This window comes from Shewanella sp. A22, assembly GCF_053850585.1.
This window is the reverse complement of the sequence record NZ_JBSQBN010000244.1, coordinates 1-1,357: the sequence shown is the minus strand read 5'-3', so window position 1 is coordinate 1,357 and position 1,357 is coordinate 1. Positions and strand designations below refer to the sequence as shown.

General features: G+C 37.6%; 1 protein-coding gene. It reads right to left on the bottom strand.

Translation table 11 applies throughout. From position 1 onward, the window contains the following. Positions 1–586: 586 nt before the first annotated feature. Complete coding sequence (locus tag ACWXWT_RS20505) at positions 587–1,132, bottom strand: gamma carbonic anhydrase family protein (RefSeq protein ID WP_456043405.1); 546 nt, start codon at positions 1,130–1,132, stop codon at positions 587–589. Positions 1,133–1,357: the final 225 nt, after the last annotated feature.

The window sequence follows — 1,357 nt, the reverse complement described above, 5'->3', positions numbered from 1 at the left end:
AAGTCTCTTTGAAGTGGTCAATATGCATGGTGAGCTCCCGAAAAAAGGGAGTATAAGATCATAGCTAAATGTTAACGTCAAATCGTGTGTTAAGTTGATTGAAAAACGTTCACGATCTCGCCCTGGTAAGTGATGCCATAACTAAAGGTGTATATAGCACAAATAAGTATTATGTATACATATGATATGGTATCAGGGATCGCGAATACCAAGATAATAATGAACAACAATAAAGACACGGAAAATAGTAGAAGATGACTCTTAAAGTCGATGTAGGTAAGGTGTTTGTTGTTAATGTAATCCTTCGACAGCACTTAAATCATCCTTGAACAGGTAATACAAATTAATTCTCACTAACGTAGGTTTATTGATCTTAGAATTAATAGAGTTAGTCATTGCAGCGCTTGCAGCGTCGATTTCAATATAAGGTAAATAATACAACGTAAGCAAATAACTTATCTATTATACGTATGAAAATAACATTAATCAGCACATACATACAAAAATGTGTGTGGGCGATTGTTTTAAATAGGTTTAAACGAAATGGAGTCAAATAGAATTGGTCCATTTCGTATAAGCATAGGATCTACTGTTGCAAATCAACTAGGTATTCATTTTTTAAACGGACATAGTTATCCGCAGACTGTGGTAAAAATGCCCGTTCAGCTTCAGTTAATGGCCTCACTTGTTTACATGGGCTTCCTACATATAAATAGCCGCTCTGCAAAACTTTGTTGGGTGGAACTAGTGAACCTGCACCAACAATAACATCATCTTCTACAATTGCACCATCAAGTAAAATAGCCCCCATACCTATTAATACTCTATGGCCAATCTTGCAACCGTGTAACATTGCCTTATGCCCAATCGTCACATCGTCACCGATAATCAACGGGTGACCATCAGGATTAGCTGCTGACTTACGAGTGACATGTAATATACTGCCATCTTGCACATTACTGCGTTTACCGATACGAATTTTATTAACGTCACCACGGGCAGCAACTAATGGCCAAACACTCGCGTCGTGGTCTAATTTGATGTCGCCAACCAGTACTGCAGATTCATCAACATAGACATTATCAGCTAAATTTGGGTGAATTCCTTGATAAGTTCTTACATTTGTAGACATAACATTCCTTATATATTCATGGTTAATGACAGTATAATGCTTAAAAACTAGCTGGTCAGGCTAAATTATCTGCAAACAAATCAAAAATACCAAATAACGTTAAAAAAGGGGTTGCACAAAATCTTGTGGTGCCTATAATGCGCATCCACTGACACGGCAGACAGCGAAAGCGGTCACCGAGTGAGGTTGAATTAAGTGCTTCAAAACACAGAGTTCAACAGCGAA

What these genes read in the sequence shown, in the direction of transcription:
- ACWXWT_RS20505 (WP_456043405.1), bottom strand. Translation starts at nt 1,132, where the DNA reads ATGTCTACAAATGTAAGAACTTATCAAGGAATTCACCCAAATTTAGCT.